Annotated in this window: 7 protein-coding genes and 1 pseudogene; 3 read left to right on the plus strand and 5 right to left on the minus strand. The window is 49.9% G+C overall.

Annotated elements, in window-relative coordinates:
• The first annotated feature begins 242 nt into the window (after positions 1-242).
• From BWI93_RS27780 to BWI93_RS12445, 3 genes are all read left to right on the plus strand, one after another.
• Complete coding sequence (locus BWI93_RS27780) at positions 243-413, plus strand: hypothetical protein (protein WP_176454204.1); 171 nt, start codon at positions 243-245, stop codon at positions 411-413.
• Positions 414-475: 62 nt separating this feature from the next.
• Positions 476-973: a hypothetical protein gene (locus tag BWI93_RS12440; protein ID WP_094811749.1), complete on the plus strand. Its 498-nt coding sequence runs from the start codon at positions 476-478 to the stop codon at positions 971-973.
• A gap of 99 nt (positions 974-1072) precedes the next feature.
• On the plus strand, positions 1073-1207 hold the full coding sequence (locus BWI93_RS12445) for a helix-turn-helix transcriptional regulator (RefSeq protein WP_255157829.1): 135 nt from the start codon (positions 1073-1075) through the stop codon (positions 1205-1207).
• Positions 1208-1556: 349 nt separating this feature from the next.
• Here BWI93_RS12445 and BWI93_RS12455 read toward each other — a convergent pair whose 3' ends face one another.
• The 5 genes and pseudogenes from BWI93_RS12455 to BWI93_RS12475 form a co-directional block, all read right to left on the minus strand.
• Complete coding sequence (locus BWI93_RS12455) at positions 1557-2546, minus strand: sugar transferase (RefSeq protein WP_255157830.1); 990 nt, start codon at positions 2544-2546, stop codon at positions 1557-1559.
• 118 nt (positions 2547-2664) lie between these two features.
• Positions 2665-3672: a T9SS type A sorting domain-containing protein gene (locus tag BWI93_RS12460; protein ID WP_094811753.1), complete on the minus strand. Its 1008-nt coding sequence runs from the start codon at positions 3670-3672 to the stop codon at positions 2665-2667.
• A gap of 22 nt (positions 3673-3694) precedes the next feature.
• The gene (locus tag BWI93_RS12465) at positions 3695-4930 is read right to left on the minus strand and encodes a hypothetical protein (protein ID WP_094811755.1); all 1236 of its coding nucleotides are present in this window, start codon (positions 4928-4930) and stop codon (positions 3695-3697) included.
• A 74-nt stretch (positions 4931-5004) separates the two neighbouring features.
• Positions 5005-5835, minus strand: a complete 831-nt coding sequence (locus BWI93_RS12470; RefSeq protein ID WP_094811757.1) for a hypothetical protein — start codon at positions 5833-5835, stop codon at positions 5005-5007.
• A 51-nt stretch (positions 5836-5886) separates the two neighbouring features.
• Positions 5887-6445, minus strand: a pseudogene (locus BWI93_RS12475) (complement C1q domain-containing protein); the annotation flags it as partial.

A 6445-nucleotide genomic window follows, 5' to 3' on the forward strand; every position in this document is an offset into this window, starting at 1 on the left:
TGGGTAGGCTGTGCCTACCGGGCGGGACGCATCCATACCCCGCATTGCATACGGGGCTACTGACATTGAACCCCTTCGGGGTTAGCGGCTCGGAATGCACGCCTGAATGAAATAGGAAAGGTAGGGTCTTTAACCCTGGATGGGTTTCATTGAATTAGCCATGGGGGCAACCCATGATTAGCTTCGCATTGCATTCACCCGTATGGCAGGCCGGGCTAATTACCCGGAATCCCTTCAGATTTATGAAAGAGAAAAACGGATATGAAAATACTGGCTTAGGCCTTTTTCCTGATTCAAGACAAAAAGGGATAGCGTTAGAGTTTACCAGCGATGGCACATACAAAAATGCTGCTTTTACAAGGCAGCATTTTTGTATAATCTTTAAAAATAATGGACATACTATTTTGTCATAAAGTAAAGAATACTTTACATTTGGTAAAAATTATTTTCCACTCTAATAACTTAATTTACACGTATGAAAACGAGATTTCTTTTTCCGCACTGGGCCAAGGCTTTAGGCTGGGGCCTGACTTTTTGCTTTTTGATTCTGGGGATTATATACATGGTTCGGGAGAGCTATTTCCCGAATCTGGAAAAGTCGGTTGACTGGCTTACTATCAAAATTCCTCACAAATTGACCTGGGACTCGGAGTTTTTGGGCACTACGGAAAATAACCTGCTGGATGAAATCATCACGGTAGGACTGACCCTCGGCCTCGTGCTGGTTGCTTTCTCCAAAGAACGGAAAGAAGATGAATGGGTGGCTCAGGTACGGCTCGAATCCCTGCAATGGGGCGTCATGATTAACGCGGTGCTGATTATTCTGGCCACGCTTCTGGTCTACAATGGGGCCTACCTGAGTATTTTGATTTACAACGTTTTTACGGCTTTGGCCTTCTTTGTCATCCGGTTTAACTGGATTCTGTATATCAAACCCCTGGTGTTCAAACGCAACATGATGCCGCTAGTCTAGGCAGGGCGGTTTTATCGGGAGAATTCATACGCTTATGAAAAACACCATTCGGGTCGAACGGGCGATCAAGGATATTACGCAGGCCACCCTGCTGATGCCGTGCAGGTGTCCCGCCAGACGATCAACGCCATTGAGGCGAATAAATACGTACCTTCTACGGTACTGGCCCTGAAAATTGCCCGCTATTTTGACAAACCGCTGGAAAGCATCTTCCAACTGGAAGCGGAAGATTAGCTCTTGGGCCAAATGCAAAACGGGTACTTCCCTGAACGTCCAGAGAAGTACCTGCTTCCTATACTTTATAAGTTACTATTTTTTTCGTCTGGTATGGTTTGGGAGGCGTACTACGTACCGTTTGGCGAAGTTGTTTAATCTGTAAGGAATGTCGGTAAAGTCTGGATACGAGAGGTCTTTTAAGGGAAACGGGACTAGTAGCAGTAGTAGCTTTTTTTTGTTTGCTTCGCTTTCGGTCAACCCACTGCACAACGAAGGCAATGCAAAGAATCAGAATAACGCGGAGGGTTTCTTCGGACATATGGCGTGGGTCTTATGGGTTAGCATCCCTGTTTTGTGATAACGGTAATCACTGTACGCCAGAGAATGTAGCTTCCAGCCGAATACTCCAGTGCTTGATGTAATAAAGGTCATACATAAGTTTATGACGAGCATCTTTTACGCCTGCTCCGTACGGATAACAGATTTGGGCATAGCCCGTAATGCCCGGTTTCACCCGATGACGGGTTTGATAATGCGGAATCTGGTTTTCAAACGAAGTGGTAAATACCTTACGCTCCGGACGAGGACCTACCAACGACATTTCACCCTTGAGTACATTCAGAAACTGGGGTAATTCATCCAGCCGAATTTTTCGCATAAACGCCCCAAAGGGAAAGGTACGACGATCGTTTTTACTGGAAAAGGCAGCTCCGGATACTTCCGCGTCCAGCCGCATGGAGCGAAACTTGACGCAGTGAAATTCCTGATCCTGTTGGCCGACCCGAGCTTGTCGGTAGAAAATAGGCCCTGGTGACTGTTGTTTGATTCGTAGGGCACTCCACAACCAGAAGGGGGAGGTAAAGACTAAAAAGACAATGGATGAAACGACATCTATTCCTTTTTTTAAACCACGAATATTAGGCTTGAAAATCGGCAAATCGTTTGTAAACGTACGTTCGTGGGCGTTTTGAGCAATGTATACTTTCCCCAGGATCTGTTCGCAGAAATCAGCAATGGTACTGACCCGAATCATCTTACTCTGTCTGACGATAAACTGGTACACCTGGTGGTGTTGCTGATCGTAGTCTGGATTCGCAACCAGATGGATCAGGGTATGTTCATTCAGGATCGGGTGAAGAATGACATTCAATAGATAATCATCGTCGGTATGGCGAGGCACCAGAATGATTTCTTCGTATTGGGGCAAAAGGCGTTTATAATCCCGTTTGGTTAAAAAATAATCATAACCTGTGATTAACAACAAGCCTTTTCCAGTACGGTTTCCCCTACGCAGGCGATGGATGACCCGCCGGGATGGAGCTGCAATAAGGGATGAGGGAAGAGTAAAATGACTCATAAGTAATCAGGGTTGGATGGGAATAGGTAGTTGCCCTCAATACCGGAGTCTATCGCCGGTTGAAAGCAACGCTGGCAGATTCACTTCTGCCAGCGTTTTCAGGGTCGCCAACTAGTACTTATTGCTTAATAACTTTGTAGGTTTCCGTGGAACCGTTCTTGAACTGGAACCGCACCAGATACAGCCCCTTGGTCAAATTACTCACCTTCACCTGAGCGGCGGGAGCGGCACTTTCGTAGACGGCCCCACCCGTCGTCGAGAGAATCTGCACCCGCTCTACCTTGCTGGCATCCTTCACCTCCAGGGTCAGATAATCCACCGCCGGATTGGGGTATACGTTGGCTTGCAGACCTCGCTCAAACGACAGACTCTGCGATCGCGACAGCTCGGTGTGGCCATCAAAGTCCACCATCCGTAGGCGGTAGTAATTCAGACCGTTGGCTGGGTCAGTGTCCAGGTAGCTATAGCGTTGCTGGGTGGTGCTGTTACCCACCGCCGCTACCGAACCCAGGTTCCGCCAGTTGCGGCCATCCAGACTGTGCTCGACTTCGAAGCTTTTGGTGTTTTTCTCCTGCAACGTCACCCAGTTCAGCTGAGCACTGATTCCTTCTTTCTTGGCCGTAAAGCTGGCCAGCGTAACGGGCGTAGCTGCATCAACGACAGTGATGGTCGTAACCGAGTTATCGTTGGAGGTGATGTTACGGGGTGTTTGCGGACCCTGAAAGCCTAAGGTACCCGTGACCGTTTCCGCATCGCCTACTTTGACGGCTTTGATATGTACGTCATAGGTAACACACTCGGGGTTAGGTAAGGCGGGCCGGTAGAGCAACATGATCGAGGACGGACTCTGACTCATCGTTTGAAAGTCAGTTAACGGGCTACCATCGGTGTTGGTGACGCTGGTGATTTCCACCAGCGAGGGTAGCGAAACCAGGGGCCGTAGACGATTGGCAGGAGCACTGGTCGGGTCAGCATCACCGTTGCAGATATCGACGCGAATAATGCCGGATTCGCCAACCTTGAGTTCCCTGGGAATGGCTACGATGTTGATACCGACCTCTTGAGCCTGAGCTTTGAAAAGCACTAGCCCAAAGGCCAGGGCGAGTAGTGATAAGGACTTTTTCATAAATAGTCAAAAGAAGAAAAGGTTACTTGATAGCGGTGATGGAGGTGATTACCACGTTGTTGTCGGTGTTGGTTTCTCCCCCGGAGCGACCCACGATGGTTACCGTCAGGTTTTGCGTGGTGTTGCCAGGAATACCAGGCTTACGGGTGGCGGTAAAGCCAATTTTAGCCTGTCCACCCGCCGGGATGGTCACACCGGGTTTAGCCGTCACAATGATGAGTGAAGCCGTTTCGGTGAAGGTCCAGTTACCGTTTTCGTTGTCCGTATTGATATTGTCGAAAACACTGGAAGTGGTGTTCGTGGTGGGATAGGTGATGTTGAAGGCCGAAAGTTTGTTCAGACGGAAGGAGATGGCACCCGTAGCATCGCCGCCGTTGATCTCATAGAGGTTGACGATAAAGTCGCGGCTCTCTCCTTCGGCAAAGGACAACGCCTTAATATCTGTGGTCGGGGTTAAGTCCGGAATGATGTTGACCACGGATGCCAGGGTATAGGCCGTGTAGGTATTGGGTACAATCGTAGCAGTAGTGGTAATGGAACCCGCCGTCAGGGAGCTGGTGCCGCCCAGCACGGAGGTAGCGTCCACGGTGGCGGGGATTTTGACCCACTTGGTGCCGTCCCAGCCGACGATGCCGAGCTTGGTGAGGCTGCTGCCCGTCAGGGTGGTGACGTCACTGATGCCATCCCAGGTGAGGGTGATTTTGGTAGCCGTAGCACCATCAATGTCCCAGTACTCTTTGGTGCTGACGGTGGTGACGTTGGCGTCTTTGCTGGAGGTAGCAAAGGGGCCACCGGTGGGCAGGACGGGGTAGTTGCCGCCGCCGACCATGGAGGTGATGGCCGAGGAAGGGTCGACGTGGAAGTAGGCTCCGGTAGTACCATCGCCTTCGGCAGCGAAGGGGCCGTACTGGCCGTTGTCACCCACGGGGAAGATAAACGAAGTCGTACCCAGCTTGCGAACGTAACCATCGACGTGGTTGGCATCGTTTGCTCCGGTCTGGCTAGCCGCCGTACCAAAATTCAATACGCCGTAAGGAGCCGTACGAATAGTATTAACGATGCCAGGCTGCACACCGCCGCCGCCCGTAGCGAAGCTATGAGCACCAAAGACGGTCATTTCAGCACCACCGAAGATCGTAGTGTTACCCTGAGAACCCTGTTGGGCGAAGGTGTTTTCGGCGAGTGAAAGTAAGGACATCACTGCCACCGCTTGAGCTAATGCTTTGAAGCGGATTGAACTCATAAATTTCTTTTTCATTTCATGTATGTTAGAAAAGGGTGACCTGAGTTATTTCTCAGCTTATCGCTTAAGCCTGAGAAGGAAAGAACGACTTACTGCGTTACCGAGATGATGGTACTGTTGCCGTCGGTTGTTGCACCACCGCAACCGGTGGCTGACAAAGAGCCAACGCCAAAATTTGCCTGATTAGAACCGCCGTTGTAAGTAGCATTGGCCAATATTCGAACCGTATAGGGCTGGGCACGAACAGGGAGGTTTTTCAAAACGAACTTGGCATTCGTTGACAAGCCGCTACAGGCGGTACCCTGAAAAGGAAGGCTGTAAAAACCGATTCGCTCAAACGTGCCGGGTGTGGTTTTATCCACTTGAATCAGATACGTCATCACCACATTAGCGTTGTGATTGGATACGGATGAAAAGTTGACCACGTCTATCACCACATCACTCGTAGGATTGGTAATCGAAAAAGTACCCGTCTGGTTGATATCGACGTTACACGTAGGGCAACTGTTAGCAGCCAGATTTGCGGGTACGTTTAAGGTAACCCCTGCAGTTTGCGGCCATGACGTAACCACGGTATTGCGTTGAGCCGGAGCTAAGCCTACCCAGCCGTTGCCATCCCAGTAGTACTCGCCAATTTTGGCTGCCAGGGTCGGGTAGGTAGCATTACCGGCACTAATGCCCGCGTTGGTGTTATACACGTGCATACCTGCGGTAGGCGTACCTAACAAGCCCCAGGTCGTCGTACTGGTCAGCGAAATGCGGGGCATCAGCAAACCCTTGTTCGTACTCTCCACCTCCAGGGCAGAGCCCGCATTGATCACCGTTGGATTATCCCCTATTTTCACCTGAGCCATCAGCGTGGAAGAGGTAAAAAGAGCGGCTAAAAAGCAGGCCGTGCGTAGTAGTTGTTTGGGTTTCATGCGAATGGTGGAGTTTGATTAGTAATGAAGTCAACAAAGACCACGTAAAACCTAATTACTAGTACAGTCAATTCTGGAACCTGAAAACTTGATGTTCTGTACATCGATGGTTGCAGCAGGCTTCGTTCCAGATATATGTGTAATTTGACACTTAGCCGTTACTTTATCGCCGGCAGTCAGATAGGCTACGGCTACTACATCATTATAGGTGCCATTAAGGTAAGCTTGATCGGCAGTTACGGAAGAAGATAATGCCCCTCTAACTGCTGAAACGATTGTTAGCGTACTGTTTCTTCGGGCTGCTATACCAGGAATATAGTCTACTGCACTTGATTTAAATACGTACATACCGGTACTAGGAATCGTATATTCGCCTGTCGATGGATTGTAGGCATTCAGAGGATCATAGACCTTCGTAGTACTAACTAACACTACAGCTGGGTCAGTTACGTTATCAAGAATTGGTACGTTCTGAGCGGTGCTTCGGGTGGCATCAAACGAACCGCAGCCTACCTTACCCACTTGCCAGCTAGCTCCGCCGTTGGCATCGGAGGTGAGCACTTTACCGGCTCCCTGTGTACCATCGGCGATGGTCATCTGGCCGGTGGTC

The organism is Siphonobacter sp. BAB-5385, from assembly GCF_002261125.1.
Lineage (GTDB): Bacteria > Bacteroidota > Bacteroidia > Cytophagales > Spirosomataceae > Siphonobacter.